The organism is Schinkia azotoformans LMG 9581 (genome assembly GCF_000307855.1).
Classification (GTDB): Bacteria; Bacillota; Bacilli; order Bacillales; family Bacillaceae_J; genus Schinkia; species Schinkia azotoformans.
Window position 1 is genome coordinate 15,413 of sequence record NZ_AJLR01000069.1, and the last position, 19,620, is coordinate 35,032.

Annotated in this window: 18 protein-coding genes and 1 pseudogene; 14 read left to right on the plus strand and 5 right to left on the minus strand. The window is 36.7% G+C overall.

The features are described 5' to 3' along the window. The first annotated feature begins 118 nt into the window (after positions 1–118). Entirely contained in the window at positions 119–1,618 is a 1,500-nt protein-coding gene (locus BAZO_RS10495) for a nitrate/nitrite transporter (protein ID WP_003331452.1), read from the plus strand. Between the two features lie 115 nt (positions 1,619–1,733). Continuing rightward, on the plus strand, positions 1,734–2,030 hold the full coding sequence (locus tag BAZO_RS10500) for a rhodanese-like domain-containing protein (protein ID WP_003331453.1): 297 nt from the start codon (positions 1,734–1,736) through the stop codon (positions 2,028–2,030). Positions 2,031–2,162: 132 nt separating this feature from the next. On the opposite strand, the gene BAZO_RS10505 is transcribed toward BAZO_RS10500, so the two are convergent. After that, on the minus strand, positions 2,163–2,753 hold the full coding sequence (locus tag BAZO_RS10505; RefSeq protein ID WP_003331455.1) for a guanylate kinase: 591 nt from the start codon (positions 2,751–2,753) through the stop codon (positions 2,163–2,165). A gap of 217 nt (positions 2,754–2,970) precedes the next feature. Here BAZO_RS10505 and BAZO_RS10510 point away from each other — a divergent pair, with 217 nt between their 5' ends. Further along, complete coding sequence (locus BAZO_RS10510) at positions 2,971–3,765, plus strand: hypothetical protein (protein WP_003331456.1); 795 nt, start codon at positions 2,971–2,973, stop codon at positions 3,763–3,765. Positions 3,766–3,863: 98 nt separating this feature from the next. Here BAZO_RS10510 and BAZO_RS10515 read toward each other — a convergent pair whose 3' ends face one another. Next, positions 3,864–4,097 (minus strand): hypothetical protein, encoded by a 234-nt coding sequence (locus BAZO_RS10515; RefSeq protein ID WP_003331457.1) that lies wholly within the window; start codon positions 4,095–4,097, stop codon positions 3,864–3,866. Between the two features lie 191 nt (positions 4,098–4,288). Between BAZO_RS10515 and nhaC the strand changes: the two genes are divergently transcribed. The 3 genes from nhaC to BAZO_RS10530 all read left to right on the plus strand — a co-directional run bounded on the left by nhaC (position 4,289) and on the right by BAZO_RS10530 (position 8,993). Beyond that, positions 4,289–5,674 (plus strand): Na+/H+ antiporter NhaC, encoded by a 1,386-nt coding sequence (nhaC, locus tag BAZO_RS10520; RefSeq protein ID WP_003331458.1) that lies wholly within the window; start codon positions 4,289–4,291, stop codon positions 5,672–5,674. Positions 5,675–5,754: 80 nt separating this feature from the next. After that, a complete protein-coding gene (locus BAZO_RS10525; protein ID WP_003331459.1) occupies positions 5,755–6,591 on the plus strand; it encodes a DMT family transporter in 837 nt (278 codons plus the stop codon). A 110-nt stretch (positions 6,592–6,701) separates the two neighbouring features. Then, the gene (locus BAZO_RS10530; protein WP_003331460.1) at positions 6,702–8,993 is read left to right on the plus strand and encodes a DEAD/DEAH box helicase; all 2,292 of its coding nucleotides are present in this window, start codon (positions 6,702–6,704) and stop codon (positions 8,991–8,993) included. 125 nt (positions 8,994–9,118) lie between these two features. On the opposite strand, the gene BAZO_RS23205 is transcribed toward BAZO_RS10530, so the two are convergent. Further along, on the minus strand, positions 9,119–9,244 hold the full coding sequence (locus tag BAZO_RS23205; protein WP_267880053.1) for a hypothetical protein: 126 nt from the start codon (positions 9,242–9,244) through the stop codon (positions 9,119–9,121). Between the two features lie 221 nt (positions 9,245–9,465). Between BAZO_RS23205 and BAZO_RS10535 the strand changes: the two genes are divergently transcribed. The 8 genes and pseudogenes from BAZO_RS10535 to BAZO_RS10565 all read left to right on the plus strand — a co-directional run bounded on the left by BAZO_RS10535 (position 9,466) and on the right by BAZO_RS10565 (position 17,378). Then, a complete protein-coding gene (locus BAZO_RS10535; protein WP_003331461.1) occupies positions 9,466–10,749 on the plus strand; it encodes a ribonuclease H-like domain-containing protein in 1,284 nt (427 codons plus the stop codon). Positions 10,750–10,834: 85 nt separating this feature from the next. Next, positions 10,835–11,053, plus strand: a pseudogene (locus BAZO_RS23305) (CotD family spore coat protein); the annotation flags it as partial. 3 nt (positions 11,054–11,056) lie between these two features. Continuing rightward, entirely contained in the window at positions 11,057–11,308 is a 252-nt protein-coding gene (locus BAZO_RS23310) for a hypothetical protein (RefSeq protein WP_003331462.1), read from the plus strand. Positions 11,309–11,388: 80 nt separating this feature from the next. Then, complete coding sequence (locus BAZO_RS10545; RefSeq protein WP_003331463.1) at positions 11,389–11,958, plus strand: SLOG family protein; 570 nt, start codon at positions 11,389–11,391, stop codon at positions 11,956–11,958. A 94-nt stretch (positions 11,959–12,052) separates the two neighbouring features. Next, positions 12,053–12,367, plus strand: a complete 315-nt coding sequence (gpsB, locus tag BAZO_RS10550; protein WP_003331464.1) for a cell division regulator GpsB — start codon at positions 12,053–12,055, stop codon at positions 12,365–12,367. Positions 12,368–12,443: 76 nt separating this feature from the next. Continuing rightward, a complete protein-coding gene (locus BAZO_RS10555; RefSeq protein WP_003331465.1) occupies positions 12,444–13,583 on the plus strand; it encodes a THUMP domain-containing class I SAM-dependent RNA methyltransferase in 1,140 nt (379 codons plus the stop codon). A gap of 317 nt (positions 13,584–13,900) precedes the next feature. Then, entirely contained in the window at positions 13,901–15,835 is a 1,935-nt protein-coding gene (locus BAZO_RS10560; protein ID WP_003331466.1) for an ATP-dependent DNA helicase, read from the plus strand. Between the two features lie 25 nt (positions 15,836–15,860). Then, complete coding sequence (locus tag BAZO_RS10565; protein ID WP_003331467.1) at positions 15,861–17,378, plus strand: carboxypeptidase M32; 1,518 nt, start codon at positions 15,861–15,863, stop codon at positions 17,376–17,378. Between the two features lie 76 nt (positions 17,379–17,454). Here BAZO_RS10565 and BAZO_RS10570 read toward each other — a convergent pair whose 3' ends face one another. Continuing rightward, entirely contained in the window at positions 17,455–19,113 is a 1,659-nt protein-coding gene (locus BAZO_RS10570; RefSeq protein WP_003331468.1) for a b(o/a)3-type cytochrome-c oxidase subunit 1, read from the minus strand. Next, positions 19,113–19,592, minus strand: coding sequence for a cytochrome c oxidase subunit II (locus BAZO_RS10575; protein ID WP_003331469.1), 480 nt, complete (start codon positions 19,590–19,592; stop codon positions 19,113–19,115). Before BAZO_RS10575 ends, BAZO_RS10570 begins: the two co-directional genes overlap by 1 nt. Positions 19,593–19,620: the final 28 nt, after the last annotated feature.

Genomic DNA, 19,620 nt, shown 5'->3' on the forward strand with positions numbered 1-19,620 from the left:
CTTTGTGACAAATGTTTGAACTCGAAAAAAGATGTGAGGTTCCTCACATCTTTAGGGGTTTACTTTTCATTACCATGTGTTCTATCAAAGAAGTTTGAAAGAAAAGGGGAGTTTGAAAATGAATACAAAAATTCAACTGCCATTGCAAACATTTAGTTTAATTGCAGGATTTATGGTGTGGGTTATTTTATCTTCTTTAATGCCTTTTATAAAAGAAGAGATTAGCCTATCAACAAATCAATTGGCTTTAATTACTGCTATTCCAGTAGTACTTGGATCATTAATGAGAATTCCAATTGGATATTGGACAAATCGTTTTGGGGCGAGAAAATTATTTTCCATTAGTTTTTTGTTATTAGTTCTTCCAATATTTTATATTAGCATTGCCGATTCGTTTGTTGACCTTTTGATAGGAGGTTTGGTACTTGGCTTGAGTGGGGCTGTCTTTTCAGTCGGAGTTACATCACTACCTAAGTATTATCCAAAGGAACGCCATGGTTTTGTTAATGGTATTTATGGGGTTGGTAATGTCGGAACAGCCATTACTACATTTTCAGCACCAGTGCTTGCTAACCAATTTGGTTGGCAAACAACGGTAAGATTTTTCATCATTCTAGTCATTTTTATTGCAATATTGAACTTTTTCTTAGGAGATAAAAAAGAAACAAAAGTAAACACACCTTTAATGGAACAAATCAAAGGTGTATACAAGGATGAAAAACTTTGGTTTTTATGTTTATTTTATTTCCTAACATTCGGTGTGTTTGTAACATTTACAGTTTATTTACCGAATTTCTTGGTTACAAATTTTGGCTTGGATAAGGTGGATGCTGGCTTAAGAACGGCTGGATTTATTGCGCTTGCAACCTTTGTTCGTCCACTCGGTGGATGGCTTGGAGACAAATTTAATTCTTTCAAAATATTAATGATTGTGTTTGCGGCTTTAACTTTATCTGGTGTTTTATTAGCATTTAACCCATCCTTACTTTATTACACAATCGGATGCTTAACGATTTCATTATTTGCCGGTATCGGAAATGGAGTCATATTCAAACTGGTTCCAATGTATTTCTCTAAACAAGGCGGTATTGTGAATGGACTTGTTGCGGCAATGGGGGGATTAGGTGGTTTCTTCCCACCATTATTATTATCCTTCTTATTTAATTTAACGGGTCATTACGCAATCGGTTATATGGCTTTATCGCAAGTTGCAATGGCATCGTTAATTATCGTGATTTGGATGTTCTATCAAGATAAATTAAGTATGGCCGATGAGATCATTGACCACTCAACCCAAGGAATTTTTGTTACTGACTTAAATGGCAAAATTCAAAAAGTGAATCCAGCCTTTACAACGGTAACCGGTTTTAGCGAGGAAGAGGTAATTGGACAAAATCCACGGATTTTAAAATCGGATAAACACTCAAATGATTTTTATGAAGAACTGTGGAAAACAGTAAAGGAACACGGAATTTGGAGTGGACAAATTTGGAATAAGAGAAAAGACGGACAATTGTACTTAGTCTGGGTGACCATAAATACTGTAAAAAACAATGGTGGTGAAATCAAAAATTACGTCGCCATGTTTAGTCAAATTGACGAAATAACCGGGTTTTAATTCATCACAAAAAAAGAATGTCCGTCATGTAGTATTACTAAAAGCATGATGTTTGACATTCTTTTTTATTTATTTTAGGATACCGTTATGGGTAGGCAATTAGGAGGAAAAATGGATGAAACAAATAACCGCAAAAGAAGTTGAAACTTTAATAAATGAAGGAAAAAAGATAGATATTATCGATGTCCGTGAAGATTTCGAAGTCGCCACCGGTAAAATTCCAGGTGCAGTCCATATTCCAATAGGATATATTGAATTTAGAATGGATGAATTAGATAAATCAAAAGAATATATTATCGTTTGTCATTCAGGTGCAAGGAGCGGGGCAGTGACTCGATTCCTTGAAGGACATGGATTCAATGCAACGAATATGAGCGGTGGCATGGTAGAATGGGAAGGGGAAATTGAATAAATCAAAAGCTCAGAGGGTGGGTCTGAGCTTTTTTGATTTATGAAAAGTAAACATAGTTATAGCGCACAATTGTCTAACTTCAGCACCCAGCGACTCGTAAACTTCGCTAAACGGGTGCTTCCGTTTTTCTTATTAATAATCAGTTTGAACAAGGTTTCGATCAAGATATTTTTCAATCACTTCACTAACTTGGAAGGAGACTTGAGGTGAATCGAAGTTTTCAAAGGCATGTTCACATTCATTTTTGTAATTCATCGTATCATCATAATGTGATAAATGTCTTCGGATGTCTTCTTCTGAGTCCTGTCTTTCCTTTTGTCGGCTAACGACAGTGTCCCTATCAGCGTAGACGAAGAGGCGGATTACTTTATCTCCATACATCTTTTTAAGTTTTTCTGTTCCTTCGGGATTTAGTGTTAAGTATATAAAATCATGGTTTTCAAAAGCCTTAATAATATCCTCTTCACGAATACCATATTTAATTCCGTCGATTTCAACACTTTCCAAAAATTCCTGTTGCTCTTCCATTTTTGCAAATGCATCTTCACTTACGAAATGGTAGTCCTTCCCATCTGTTTCATAATGTCTAGGTTGTCTAGTTGTATAAGAAATAACAGTCTCCATATCGAAAACTGTGGAAACCATCTTAGCGATTGTTTTCCTTCCAGAACCATCCGGCCCTGTATAAATAAAAATTCTTTCTTTTTCTTTTACTTGGTACATAAAAGCCCTCCTTCTAATTTAATTTAGAATCCCCATCACCAATTGACCTTACATGGCATCAAAAATTGGAATTGGTGCCGTAAAGCGATTATATCATAAAAAAGTAAATTTCACAATTTTCAGATTTATCAAACGCCATTTGAATTTCGTTTTGTAGGAGTTTGTCCAAACGTTTATGGGGTTTTTGAATAAGATATATAAAGGCAGGTGAGTTAACATGTATTTAGTTGGTTTTTATTCACCGAAAGCAAAGTCAGGTGTAACGGAGCTGTCGTTATCCATTTATAACTGGCTTAAATCAAACACAACTTTATTGGTGGCGTTCATTTCTTACGGACCATTAGAGAAAGAAGAAATATCAAATGAACTTATTCATGAATTTTCTAAATTAACATTAATAGAACAAAAGCGGAAAGTAAAACAATTGAAAAAGCAGTTCGACATTATCATATACGATGCATCCAGTCAATTATCCGATGGTGTTCTTAAAATTTTACCAATTGTAGACAGACTATTTGTTGTTGGTGATGAACATCGAGATTTTGCTGTTAAACTTCATGAAATCATTCAATTTAACAAAATATTTGATAAAAGTGTGAAGAATTTTATTACACATTTACAAGGAAACAAAACATTTATCATTCGTGAAAATATGGACCAGCAAGTAATCGGTTTTAATAATAAGAAAAAGGATACAGATGATATTGGACAAATGATATATACCGATTATGTCACCTATTACTTAGAAAGGAATTTAGTGGAAAACAATGAAAAAATCTTAAAAAAAATTAAACTAATTCCAAAGGAAAACCTTTATAGTGGTTTATATGATTTAGGAGTAGATTTTGAAAAAGCGCTTCTATTTCATCAATATGTGACCTTGCGTGAAGCGTTGGGTCAGGATTACATCGAAGTGCTTGAAACACTGTTTCCTTTCCTTATTAATTACTCCTTCGCAGAGCTGTTAGATAAATTTCAAAACGAATTACATTTTATTACGAAGCTAAAATAACCAACATAAACGGCTGACTTTAGGAGTCAGCCCGTTTTATTGTCCAGCTCCAGCGCCCAGTGGCTCGTAAACTTCGCTAAACGTGCGCTTTCGCTTTTCTAATTTTCGGTACCATTCATTCTTTCGTCATGGTCAGATATATAAATGAGAGAATTTTTTCGAATCCAATATTGAAAGTTGTCCAACGGAAAGACGCCACGACTGTTAGAATTTTGCATTTGAATAACTACACTTTCTGGTGATACTTCTAATATTTTTAGCCTTTCAGAGTTGTGTAGATTAGGCATAAAATTTCCTTTAATCTCAAACTCCATGTTACTAGATAGGTTCATGATGATAATCTTCCTCCTGATTAACTTACATTTCTTATATAGTATTAAAAATACCCAACTTTTACAATTTTATCCGTATTTCAGTGTAAAAGATTTCCCTTGACATATTTTTGTTAGAATAATATATTAAGATAAAATTATTTAGCGCGTAAAAGCGTTTAAGCGATGGCTTGTGGGCTAGGAGGAAATGTATGCAGCAAGATATACCTGTTTTGAGAATGAAGTCATTTGAAGCTTTAATTATTATTATTATATTACTCGTTTTTATTAGCTATTCCATGATTAGCCTTGGAGTTGTGCCCCATATTCCAATAACCCTATCCATTATTGGGTTAATAGCATATGGACTTGTAAAAAAAGTGTCTATCAAAGATTTAGAAAAAGGTATGACAAACGGTGTGCAATCAGGTATAGGGGCCGTCTTTATATTTTTCTTTATTGGAATGTTGATAAGTAGTTGGATTGCGGGCGGAACGATACCGACCTTTATTTATGCTGCCCTCAGCTTGGATAGCAGTCAATATTTTTATACAATCGTATTTTTGGTAACCTCAATTATTGGACTATTTATTGGCAGCTCGTTGACAACGGCGGCGACTTTAGGAGTTACATTTATAAGCGTAGCAACTGCATTAGATTTATCTTTGGCGATAACAGCAGGTGCAGTTGTTTCTGGTGCCTTTTTCGGGGATAAATTATCACCATTATCGGATACAACGACCCTTAGTTCGATGGTTGTAGGTGTTGATCTTTTTGAACATATTAAAAATATGCTGTGGACCACCGTTCCTGCGTTTATCATATCTCTTGTTTTATTTATATTTTTGTCACCGGGGAAACAAATATCAAATATCGACAAGATGGACGAACTGAAAGAAATGCTATTGGAGTTGAATTTCGTTCATTGGTATTCAGTTATTCCATTTATATTGCTTGCTGTCTTATCCATGAAAAAAGTATCCGCCATTGTGACTCTTGGAACTAGTACTTTATCAGCACTTATATTAACTCCATTTGTGCAGACGAATTTTCCTTTAGAAAAGATATTGTCTCTTTTATACTTTGGCTTCAAGTCTGAAACCGGAAATGCAGAGATCGATTCTCTTTTAACAAGAGGTGGGATGGAGAGTATGATGTTTTCGATATCTTTAGTTTTATTAGCCCTTTCAATGGGGGGGCTACTATTAAAACTGGGTATTATATCAGCACTATTAGATGGTATTAAAAAGTACTTAATTAAACCTTCTATTTTAATTTTCTCGACAGCCCTTTCTTCAATCGGGGTGAATTTTTTGATGGGGGAGCAATACCTTTCTATCCTATTGCCAGGAAACACATTTGCTCAATCCTATAAAGAAATCAATCTTCATCCTAAGAATTTGTCCCGGGTATTAGAGGATGCGGGAACTGTTGTTAATCCTCTAGTCCCATGGAGCGTCTGTGGAATTTTTTTAACAAGGGTCTTAGGAGTTCCTACAATTGAGTACTCTATATTTGCGTTTTTCTGTCTTTTATCACCTGTTTTAACGATTATTGCTGGTATTACTGGTATATCAATATCAAAACTTAAAAAATAATAAAATATGTTAAAAAGTATTGTGAAATAATTGTGTCGGGATTAGAATAATAGAAACAATAAATAGAGAGAAGGATCACTTTGTGGATTGTAGCGGCATTTATAACTATGATTTGCTTTGGGCTTAATAACATTATTTTTAAATGGAGTACAGGAAAGGGATATTCTAAGGTCCATATTCAGTTCTTCTTTTATTTTGTGGCGTTTTTGTTATCGCTAGGCTATGGGATGATCGTCGGAATGGCCCAATTTAACTTATTGACCATTGGTCTTGGTGCATTGATAGGGATTTTAAATGCAAATGGGAATATTCAAATGTCAAAAGCATTTGAAAAAGGTCCGGCAAGCTTAACGTCCCCTTTGATTGGAACGAATGCATTATTTCCAATTCTAAGTGCGGCTCTTATTTTCCATGAACATATTACGCCGATGCAATGGGTCGGCATTGTATTGATGCTTGGTTCTGCCATTGTTATTCAATATTCACCAAAGGCAGGCGGGAATATTCAATATTCATCATGGATTATACGAATCATCTTGGCTATTTTTTCGTTTGGTGCCCTTGGAATTCTGATGAAAACGTCATCCTATTTGCACTTTGACTCTTTAAATACTTTAATCTCCATGTATGGGGGAGGAAGTATCTATCTCGCAATTAATAGTTTAGTAGGGAAAGAGAAATGGATACTGCGGGAGGCTAATACCGGGGCACTTGTTGGTTTAATAAGTGTGATTGGTTATAGCAGCTATTTCTTCGCGTTAAATACTGGAACTGCGAGCATTGTCTTTCCAATTGTTAGTCTAAACTGTTTGATTGTAGTCCTTGGCGGCTGTTGGGTCTTTAAGGAAAAACTAAAAAAATATCAATTATTTGGTGTTGTTGCGGCAGTACTTGGAATTGTGTTTACGAAAATTTAACTTTATTAAGAGAAGTCATAGTAAAAAGACTAACAATAAAGGAATCGAAAACTCCTTTTAGTTAGTCTTTTTTTGCTAAAATAGAGGTAGAGCAAATGAGGTGAATAATAATGCAATTTCGAAAAAATCTTCAACAAATCATCGAACACATTCAAACTGATGAACAGTATTCAAATAATATCGTAAACTGGCATACAATTCCGGAACGGGAGGCACAAACAGTTCCTTTTCCTGTTTCAATAGATTCTCGGCTTAAAGAAGCTTTGCAATCAAGAGGCGTTAAAGAGCTTTATACTCACCAAGGGCAAGCCATTGATATTACTAGAAAAAGAGAAAATTTTGTGGCGGTTACGCCGACAGCATCAGGAAAGACGCTTTGCTACAATCTGCCGGTACTGCAGCAAATAATAGATGATCCGAGCAGCAGAGCATTATACATTTTTCCTACAAAAGCCCTTGCCCAAGATCAGAAAAGTGAATTAAATGAATTGATCGAGGCACTTGGGATTAACATTAATAGCTATACATACGATGGGGATACACCTTCGAATATTCGGCAAAAAGTCCGCCAAGCCGGGCATATTGTCATTACAAATCCCGATATGCTTCACTCTGCGATCTTGCCGCATCATACGAAATGGGTCGCATTATTTGAAAATCTGAAATTTATCGTAATCGATGAACTTCATATATATCGTGGTGTGTTTGGAAGCCATGTGGCTAATGTCATCAGACGATTAAAGCGGATTTGTGCATTTTATGGAAGCAATCCAATCTTTATCTGTACTTCCGCAACGATTGCAAATCCGAAAGAGCTAGCGGAGAAATTAACTGGTGAGAAGGTGACTCTTATCGATAAAAACGGAGCGCCAGCAGGCAAGAAGCACTTTGTTTTTTATAATCCACCCGTTGTTAACAAACCATTAAACATTAGAAGAAGTGCAACATTAGAAGTCAGAAAGATTGCAAGTGAATTTTTGAAAAATAAAATACAGACCATCGTTTTTGCACGGAGCCGAGTCCGTGTTGAGATTCTCTTAACTTATTTACAAGGGCTTGTCCAAAAGGAGTTAGGACCGAAGTCAATCCGTGGCTATAGGGGAGGCTACCTTCCTAAACAACGGCGTGAAATCGAACATGGTCTCCGAAATGGTGATATTTACGGTGTAGTTAGTACAAATGCGCTTGAATTAGGCGTTGATATTGGTCAACTTCAAGTTTGTATCATGACTGGCTATCCTGGGACAATTGCCAGTGCCTGGCAGCAGGCAGGTCGAGCTGGTCGGAGACAGGGTGAAGCGCTAATTTTTATGGTTGCATCCCAGGCACCGCTTGATCAATATGTTATCGGGCATCCAGATTACTTTTTTAACCGTAGCCCGGAAACAGCACAGATTAACCCTGATAATCTAATCATTTTAGTCGATCATTTAAAATGTGCAGCTTATGAGCTTCCATTTAAGAAAGGGGACACTTTTGACGGAGTAGAACTTGAAGATATCCTTGAATTTTTAACGGAAGAACAAGTTCTCCATTTTAATAATGGAAAGTGGTTTTGGATGAATCAATCATTTCCAGCTCATAATATCAGCCTCCGCTCAGCATCTCAGGAAAATGTTGTCATTATTGATCAATCCGATGTAGCCCATGTAAAGGTCATCGGTGAAATGGACCGCTTTAGCGCCATGACTTTATTACATGACGAAGCGATCTATTTGCATGAAGGTGTTCAGTTCCAGGTTGAAAAACTAGACTGGGAGGAAAAGAAAGCCTTCGTCAGAGAAGTTGATGTTGATTATTATACAGATGCTAATTTAGCTGTACAATTACGGGTGTTAGAGGTTGATAAGGAGCGGGAAACAGAGTTTGCCTCTGTATCGTATGGGGAAGTCACGGTCCAAGCAATGGCGACCGTTTTTAAAAAGATTAAGTTTGACACGCATGAAAACATTGGCTCGGGGCCCATCCATCTTCCTGAAGAGGAGCTTCATACAAATGCCGCATGGATCAGTTTAAATGAAGGCATTAAAAATAAATTGACTGATAAGAAACTGGAAGAAGGGCTTATTGGGATCGCCAATTTATTGCGGCATGTAGCCCCATTACATGTTATGTGTGATCCTTCTGACCTCCATGTTGTACCGCAGGTGAAGGCCGTACATTCCGAAAAACCGACCATTTTCCTGTATGACCGCTACCCTGGCGGTGTAGGATTAAGTGAAAAAGTTTACGAGATTATGGAGGAATTGCTTGCTGAAGCAGAGCAAATTATCAGTCATTGTGGGTGTGAATCAGGTTGTCCATCCTGTGTGGGAATGGAAGCGACTGGAGAAGACGGAAAACAATTGTCATTAAAGCTTATTGAATTGTTTCGTGATGGACAGAAGAGAATGCTCCTATAATTCACTTTTGAATTATAGGAGTTCCTTTCTAGAAAATACTTAGCTAAGGTAAATTTGGTGACGGATTAGCGATGACTTTACGATTTCAATAGGTTATAAGTGGGGTAACTCTTAAGTGGCAAAATTTATTCCTCAGTTAAATCATCTGAATGGGTAGGTGAAGTTCTGTCTCTGCAATCTAAACATTCGCTCCTGTTTCTTTCGATAACAGATAATACTTCACCACAATTAATACAGCAATCATGATCCATTGATACTACCTCCTCCAATATATTGTAACCGTTTACAATACCCGGTTTCACTTAACCCCCACATTCCGAATTTAGAGGTTATTATTATTTTACACAATAAACTGAAAATTATCAATAAAAAAATTATTAAAAACTATCATTTTTTGTCTAGAACAATCTAATTTTTGTCGATATGTTATAATTCTAGTGAGATTGATAGAGTAAAAGCAGGGTGAACAACAATGACATTAAAAAACAAGCTGAATCGCTTTAAAAAACATATGGTTAACATAGAAGAGGATCATAAAGCTGCTAATATTGATAGCCTTTCTGAAATGAAGATAGTAGAGACAATAGACATTCCTCATAGGGAAAAATGGACTGAGTTCCAAGCAAAACCTTTTTATTTTGACAATCAATATTCTATCATCCGTGAAGTTTCTTACCCACTGGATTATCTCCATGGTTTCCATCGTTTTAATGAACTTTATGATGTTGTTGATCTTTGGGGGAAAAAGGCTGTTGAACATCCATTATCATTTTCAAAGGAAGAGCCTTCAAGAATGGTGTTTTTTGACACGGAGACGACGGGACTTGGCGGTGGGGTTGGAAATACTATATTCCTTATTGGTTATGCCCAAGTATTTTCTGATTATGTTGTTGTAAAGCAGCATTTTTTACCGAGCCCAAGCAACGAGGTTGCTTTGTATCAAGGGTTTTTAACTGATATTGGTGATTATCAGTCGATGAAATTAACAACCTATAATGGCAAGGCTTTTGATTGGCCTCAGATCAAAACAAGGCATACCCTATTACGGGATACCGTTCCCAAATTACCGGCTTTTGGTCATTTTGATTTGCTTCATGCGGCAAGGCGCCTTTGGAAAAATAATCTTCCATCTGTCCGGTTGTCGATAGTAGAAAAAGAAATATTAAATATTAAGCGTGATCACGATGTTCCTGGGTATTTGGCACCTATGCTTTATTTTGACTTTTTAAAGGACCATAATCCAAAAGGACTTGAAGGTGTATTTATCCATAATGAGATTGATGTTTTATCTTTAATAACGTTATATATTCATATTGCAAAAAAACTATTAATTATACCGACTATTCACACAAGCATGGAGGAAAAGTATGAAATTGCTCGCTGGTATGAAGCGGTAGGACAAATAAACCTTGCAATCAGCCTGTATGAAAACCTTGCGTACAGTCCAAATCAGGTGGCAAATAATGCAGCGAAAGCCTTGGGCGGGCTTTATAAAAAGCAAAAGCGATATGAGAAAGCTTCGCAAATTTGGACAAGATTAATAGAAAGCAATTCTGCAGTTGATGTCGAAATTGCTACTGAACTTTCTAAATTGTATGAACACCAACACAAGGATTATGAAAAAGCGTTATATTATGCAACAATGAGCTATAATGCTTGGAAAAATAAAAAGAGAATTATACGAACTACGGCACGACAGGAAAAAACAGCATTTTTAAAAAGGATTGAAAGACTGCAAGAAAAAATAAATTCATAAAAATAGGTATTTCAATTAGTACATGTACCCTTTCGATTTCATAGGTTATTAGTGAACCTGATAAAAAGAAAGGAGATTGGAAGATATGCAATGTGGACCTAAAGTATTATGCCCAATTATACACCCAACGAAATGTTGCGATGTTCATAATTTGGAGGTGTTCCAAGTACCTCATATTCATCCAACACACACAACATTCCATAACCACAAGTTATTTGAACATGTACACACGTGCCCGCACACAGTTTCTCAAGTTTGCGATGTTGCTCAACAGCATTTCGATTGCTGTTCAGGACCTATGGGAGGTGTGGGAGTAGGACCTGGTTTTGCTGATGGCTTTGCTGATGGCTTTGCACCAGGCGTGGCACCTGGCTTTGCGCCAGGCATGGCACCTGGCTTTGCACCAGGCATGGCACCTGGCTTTGCGCCAGGCATGGCACCTGGCTTTGCACCAGGCGTGGCACCCGGCTTTGCACCAGGCATGGTACCAGGACCGGGCATGGGTATGGCACCAGAAATGATGTTAGCTCCTCGCTTAAATCCATTTTTTAGACCGTAAGTAGTATAATAAAAAGGAATTGGTCGTAGTATTAGACCGATTCCTCTTTATTTGCAAAAAGTCAAAGGTAGGTTTTGCGTTTGAGTATTTATACTGTTACAGGCTACAAGCCCCATGAAATAGGAATATTTAATGATATTCGGCACCCTGGAGTAGAATATATTAAAAAAGCATTAAAAAAGAACATCATTCAATTAATAGAAAATGAAGCACTGGAATGGGTCCTTGTCAGCGGTCAACTTGGCGTAGAGCTCTGGGCGGCAGAGGTTACGATAGAGTTACAGGAAGATTTTCCTGATTTAAAACTAGCAATTATCACTCCGTTTTTAGAACAGGAAGCAAACTGGAAAGAGGAAAAGCAGGAATATTATCAATTTATCCTTGCCCAGGCAGATTTTGTTGATAGTTTAACAAAGAGACCGTATGAGAACCCATCACAGTTTCGAATGAAAAACCAATTTTTTATCAATAAAAGCAATGGGTTATTAATATTATATGATGAAGATACGCCAGGGTCACCGAAATATATTCTTGAAATAGCAAGGAAGAAACAAGAGAAAGACGAAACTTTTCATATTAAATCAATTACACCGTATGATATACAGGTTTTAGCGGAAGAAGAACAGATGGAAGATGGAGAATATTGGTGATGCTAGTGACAACAGTCCCATTGACATTTTACACATATTTTGAAAAAATAGAAGAAAATAATATAGTAGGGGTATAATATAGAGGTGAATATTCATGCTTTCAGATAAAGTAAAATTAACGGCTAAAGAAATATTAGAAAAAGATTTTAAAAGTGGTATTAAAGGATATAACAAGGATGAAGTCGACCAATTCCTTGATTTAATAATTAAAGATTATGAAGTCTTTCATCAGGAGATCGAAACCCTTCAACAAGAGAATCTCCGATTAAAAAAGCAGCTTGAGGAAAATCATAGAAAAGGTACAACTCCGCCAGCTAGCAGTGTTGGTACCGGCAATACAAATTATGATATTTTAAAACGTCTATCGAATTTAGAGAAGCATGTTTTCGGTAGTAAATTATTTGATTAAAAGTACATATGAAAATGTGAAAAAGCTCTTTCTAAAAGACTGATGTTAGAGGGGGCTTTTTTTAGGAGCAAATACGATGAGTAAAATAACGTTAATAGCAACAGCAGCCATGGGAATTGAAGCACTAGTAGCAAAGGAAGTAAGAGATTTAGGATATGAAAATGTTACCGTTGATAATGGAAAAGTGACAATTGAAGCTGATGAATCAGCGATTTGCCGCACGAATCTTTGGCTTAGAACAGCAGACCGCATCAAATTAAAAGTGGGCGAGTTTAAAGCAACTACGTTTGATGAGCTGTTCGAAAAAACTAAAGCATTACCTTGGGGGGATATTCTGCCCGAAAATGGAGAATTTCCGGTTATTGGGAAATCGCATAAATCTAAACTTTTTAGTATTTCCGATTGTCAAGCGATCGTTAAAAAAGCAGTGGTTGAAAATTTAAAAGATCACTATAAGCGTACGACCTGGTTTGAGGAAAATGGGCCATTATTTCGTATAGAGGTTGCTTTATTAAAAGATATAGCAACATTAACAATTGATACGAGTGGGGTAGGATTGCATAAACGTGGATACCGTGCAGAACAGGGGATTGCGCCCCTTAAAGAGACATTGGCAGCCACCCTCGTCCTGTTAACCAACTGGCATCCAGATCGTCCGTTTGTGGACCCTTTCTGTGGTTCCGGAACAATCCCAATAGAAGCAGCGCTCATTGGTCAAAATATTGCACCGGGTTTTAACCGTGAATTTGTCTCACAGAATTGGCACTGGATTCGTCAGGAAGATTGGGATAAAGCCTTCGAAGAAGCGGAGGATTTAGCCAAATATGATCAAGCTCTAGATATTTCCGGCTCAGATATTGATCACAGAATGATTGAAATCGCAAAAGGGAATGCTCTAGAAGCGGGTTTTGGTGATATTATTAATTTTAAACAAATGCAAGTTAAAGATTTCACAACAAAGAAAGAGTACGGGGTCATCGTTGGCAACCCTCCGTATGGAGAACGGCTTGGGGAAAAAGAAGAAGTGGAACACATGTACAGAGAAATGGGAAAAGCTTTTGAGCCATATGATACCTGGTCCGTCTACATGTTAACCTCGCATCCGGATTTTGAAAAATTATACGGAAAAGATGCAACAAAGAAAAGAAAGCTATTTAATGGCTTTATTCAAACAAATTATTATCAATATTGGGGCAAGCGCCCACAAAAGAAATGATCAAATTAAAATGACCAAATCAACCGCGATTTGGTCATTCGTCATCTTAACATATTTACGTAAGTGTAAGCCAAGAAGGAAAAAAACATTGTGAAAACTGCCATCCCAGCGATTGTTATTGCAATATCTTTTCCAATGAGAACGAGTATCTCCATTATAATTGAACCTCCAATAGTTATGTTAGAAAAAGTATTTACATTTAATAACAATTTTATGCTAGATTGTTCTTCCTAGCATAAAAGGATATTTGGAGAAAGACATGCTCATAATGGAAATGATATAGTAACAAAGAAGTCATTGTTAACGGAGGAAATATTTTGAAGTCAATTGAACGTATTCCATTTGCCTTTTCCAAAACAGAAAATTTTTATCAAAAACTAAGTGATTGGATTGGCGATGTTTTTTATGAAATTCTGCCTGAGGCCGGTTTTGAACTTCGTGATGAGCAAGTTTTTATGGCCTTTCAACTTGAACGTGCTTTTAAAGAGAAAAAAGTGATGTTTGCGGAGGCTGGAGTAGGTACTGGGAAAACGCTTGTTTACCTGCTGTATGCTATTTGTTATGCACGTTATACCGGAAAACCGGCAATTATTGCTTGTGCAGATGAAACATTAATCGAACAGCTTGTCAAAGAAGAGGGAGATATCAAAAAACTTGAACAGCACTTAGGTTTATCTATTGATGTGCGGTTGGCTAAATCTCCTGATCAGTATTTATGTCTACAAAAACTGGATGGAGCATTGTTAAATGATTCGGATGGATTGTATGATCGAATCCATCAATCACTCCCCTCGTTTGTATTTGATACAAAAGGAATGAAATCCTTCTATCACTATGGAGATCGTAAAGACTATGCACATTTAAACGATAATGAGTGGGAAGAGGTGGCCTGGGATCCATTCAAAGATTGTTTCGCCTGCGAAAGCCGTCACCGTTGCGGGCAAACATTATCGAGAGATTATTATCGAAAAACGACTGACATCATTGTTTGTTCCCATGATTTTTATATGGAGCATATATGGACTCATGATTCAAGAAAACGGGAAGGACAGCTGCCGTTACTACCGGAAAGCAGTTCCGTTATTTTTGATGAAGGGCATCTTTTGGAATTTGCTGCTCAAAAAGCTTTAACCTACAGATTGAAAGAAAATATCATGGAAGATATTTTAACTAGATTACTTGAAAATGATGTTCGCGAACAATTTGCTTTACTAATTGAAGCTACGATTGATCAAAGTGTCGTATTTTTTGAAGAATTACGTAAAAGTATTATTAGTGTAGAAGGTTCAATTCGAAAAGAAATTATTTTTACAGATAAGCTTGAAAAAGAAGCACGGTCTTTAAAAAATCTCCTGGCAAATTTAGCTGATGAACTTGTTTTTGAAAGTGAAACCTATACGATTGATCATTATTTATTACATATTGTAGATGAACATATTGAAAGAGCAGAATATGCCTTACATTTATTCCTAAATTCAGCTCATGGCATTGCCTGGGTGCAGGAGGAGCATTATCATCTTACACTTGTGATTATGCCAAGGGCTGTAAAAGAAACACTAAAGGAAAACTTATTTTCGAAAAAGCAGCCCTATATTTTTTCATCTGCGACTCTTTCGGAAAATGAAAGTTTTCATTATATGGCGGATAGTTTAGGGATTCAGGAATATCTTTCTTTTTCAGTAGACTCTCCATTTGATTATGATGATCAAATGAAGATTTATGTTCCAAATAATGAGGAAAAGCTTTCACATGATGAAAAGTGCCAGTTGACGATTCATCAAATTAATCAGACCGGTGGTCGAGCCATCGTCCTTTTTAATTCAAAGGAAGATTTGCAAGGATTTAAAAAATACCTATCTAATATTAAGGTAGAATGGCCGGTATTATTTGAAGGAGATCAAGAAATAAGTGACCTTGTCTCTAAATTTCAAAACGATGAAAAAGCAGTCCTTTGTTCGGTTCATTTGTGGGAAGGACTTGATATCCCTGGTCCCTCACTTAAAAATGTAATCATTTGGTCCTTGCCATTTCCACCGAATGATCCAGTATTCGATTCAAAACGAAAAACGGTTGAAGATCCCTTTTGGGATATGGACATCCCCTATATGCTTTTGCGTTTAAGACAGGGTGTCGGCCGTTTGATTAGGACACATCATGACAGTGGAATGGTAACAATCTTTATGCCATTAAGGGATCAAAAGGTTGTAGAACAAGTACTAGGAGTATTACCTACAAATGTAGAATATATATAGTTGAATAAAGTAAGGGGGATTGTTAATGGAACAATCAATTCAAAAAGCGGAATCCGAGTTTTTAGAATATGTAAAAAAAATGTCTGCCTATAATGAAGCCTTGTCGTTAATTTTCTGGGATATGAGAACAGGGGCGCCAAAAAAAGGAATCGAGCAACGCTCTGAAGTCGTCGGGATGATTTCGCAGGAAGTATTTCAAATGTCTGTATCCGAAGAAATGAAGAATTACATTGATACCTTAGAGAAAGTGAAAGACCTTTCTGAAATAACGAAAAAAACGGTGGAAGAGTGCAAAAAGGATTATGAGCACAACACGAAAATTCCAAAAGAGGAATATAAGGAATATGTCATTCTTCAATCAAAAGCTGAATCAGTATGGGAGGAAGCAAAGGAAAAAGCAGATTTTGAAATGTTTCGCCCTTATTTAGAAAAGCTGGTTGAATTTAATAAGAAATTTATTGGTTACTGGGGACCACCTAAGGAGGGTGGAAATAAATACGATATATTATTGGATCAGTATGAACCTGGTGTAACTGTGGCAATTTTAGATGAGACCTTCGGCAAACTACGAGAGAAAATTGTACCGCTTGTACGGAAAATTTCAGAATCACAAAATCAGCCAAAGACGGACTTTTTATTTAAGACATTTCCTAAAGCGGAACAAAAAGCTTTCAGTATAGATGTCTTGAAGCAGATGGGGTATGACTTTGAAGCGGGGCGGCTTGATGAAACTGTTCACCCATTTGAAATTACCTTAAATCCAGGTGACGTGAGAGTGACAACAAAATATGTTGAAAATGATTTTAGAGTTGCTGTTTTCGGAACCATTCATGAAGGTGGCCATGCCCTGTATGAGCAAAATATATCTAAAGATTTAATTGGGACACCATTATGCGAAGGGACATCGATGGGAATTCATGAATCTCAATCGTTGTTCTGGGAAAATTATATTGCCAGGGACTATAATTTCTGGGTTTACTTCTATGAAAAATTAAAAGCTTATTCAAATGGACAATTTGACAATGTTGCTATTGATGATTTTTACAAAGGAATCAATGAGTCAAAACCATCATTAATAAGAATTGAAGCAGATGAACTGACTTATCCGCTCCATGTCATGGTTCGTTATGAAATTGAAAAGGGCTTATTTAATGATGAAATAGAGGTAAAGGATTTACCGGTGATCTGGAATCAAAAGATGGAAGAATATCTTGGGGTTACTCCTAAACATGATGGGGAAGGGGTCTTACAGGACGTTCATTGGGCCGGTGGAAGCTTCGGCTATTTTCCATCCTATGCACTAGGTTATATATATGCAGCGCAATTTAGAGCAGCCCTGTTAAAAGATTTACCAAACTTAGGTGATCTGTTGAAGGCTGGAAATTTAGTACTGATAAAAGAATGGTTAGCAGAAAATATACATCAGTACGGAAAAATAAAAAAACCTTTAGAAATTGTCAAGGATGTAACAGGTGAGGGATTAAATTCCAATTATTTAATACAATACCTTGAAGAAAAATACGCAAAAATATATGATCTTTAAAAAAATGATCCCCTTGTACTATAACAAGGGGATTGTAATTTTTGATAGAATATTATATAATTTTCCATAATTGTTTTTATTGACGTCCAATTACGTTAGTGAAACCAGGAGATCCTGGAGGTGCGTTTTGGATCATATCAATAAATGGAATGGTGTAAGCGAATAAGATTAGTGTAAATGTAACTGCGATCCATACTTTAAAATTATCAAAGATAGCAGGAACTTTTTCAGCTTTTTCGTGTACTTCTCCGATAGGGAATTCTTCTTCACCTTTAGGTGCAAAGAATGCTAAGTTAATAAAGATTACGACCATTAATAAAGCACCTAGGAAAAGAATAGTACCACCTACAGCTTGAGCAATTTGGTAAGGAATCCAAGCTAGGGAATCTTCGTTACCAGCATATGTTGAGAACGCTGAACGACGTGGTGCTCCGAATAAGCCTGCTGCGTGCATTGATGCAGACATAAATACCATACCAATCGTCCATAACCAAGTTTGAGCTAGAGCTACTTTATTCATTTTTTCTGTCAACTTACGTCCAGTAATAGAAGGAACCATCCAGAATGTGATACCAAAGAATGTTAAAGCACAAGCTGATGCAACTGTTAAATGGAAGTGTCCAGTAATCCAGATCGTATTATGGACAACTTGGTTCATTTGGTGGGATGCGTTAACGATACCACCGGCACCACCAGGAATGAATAATAACATGCCCAGGAATGGAGCTAAGAAACGAGCATCTTTCCATGGAAGCTTTTTCCACCAACCAAAAATACCTGTTGCTCCTAATTCGCGACCGCGTAATTCAAATGTTGCGAATAAAGAGAATGCAGTCATTAATGAAGGTATAACTACTAAATATGTTAATACTACTTGTAAGTATTTCCAGAATGGATCAATACCTGGCTCTAATAATTGATGGTGGAATCCAACTGGCATTGAGAATAACAAGAATAATACAAATGAGAGACGTGCTAAAGAGTCACTAAAGATTTTACCGCCAATAATTTTAGGAATAATTACGTACCATGCCATATATGCCGGCATTAACCAGAAATAAACTAATGGGTGACCGAAGTACCAGAATAAAGTACGGCTAATTAAAACATCGATTGTTGGTACAAGTCCGATAGACCAAGGAATAATTTGTACTAAAACAGTTGTTGCTAAACCAAGACAAGCTACTAACCAAAGAATCAATGTTGCAACACCCATGAAGCTTAATAATGGTGTTGTTTGACCAGGATTTTCTTTTTTCCAACGTGCGTGACGGTGGAATACAACAAATCCTTCTACCCAGCTACCTACAACTACTAGTGTAAGACCGGTATAGTGTAATGGATGTGCCATTAATGGTGCGTACATTGTGTAAAGAACAGAACCCTCACCAAGCAATATGAATGTTGCAGTGATGGCAACACCGATTGTCATCATCCAGTAACCGATCCAACCAAAGCGACGTTCGCCAGCTGATAGTGTTCCACAAACTTTACTTTGTCCCGCTATGATAAAACCGATAATAAAGAAAGTAGTTAATACGAGACCTAATAAAACACCGTGAACAGTTAATACTTGATAATAATTAATTCCAGCTGGTAATGTTACCTTACCTGAACGAACTAAAGTTTGAAGTAGACCAGCGGTAGCACCCAAAAATAAAGCTACAAATGCAACGTAAAGATGCGCCATTGTAAGTTTTGCATCTCGTTTATCGATACTTGCAACACCTTTCATTATTCAACCACCTCCACAGTTGCGAACATTAAGTGATGTCCTAAACCACAATATTCATTACATACGATTGTGTATTTACCAGGTTTATTAAAAGTTGTTTCAACTGTGTTAATATAGCCGGGTTCAAGCATCATGTTTGCGTTTGTACCAGCTACTTCAAAACCATGGATTACATCCTTCGTAGTACCAATAAAGTTTATTTTAGATCCAACAGGAACTTGAATTACCTTTTCAGGACCTACGTCATAGTTAAATGCTGAAGCAACTATAACTAATTCATAATCTTTTTCTCCAACCTGCTTTAGACCGGGTTGATCAAATGGAGCAGTTGTATCAAGTTTAGTAGGGTCGACCGTTACAAGACAGCTTGGTGGTTGATTACCCATGTAGAATGCACTAACTCCAATTGTGACTGTGAATGCGAGTAATGATATAATACCAAATAGCAACCAAATCTTTTCATACTTATGAATGTGCATGGATTCTGAAACTCCTTTCAAATTGTGT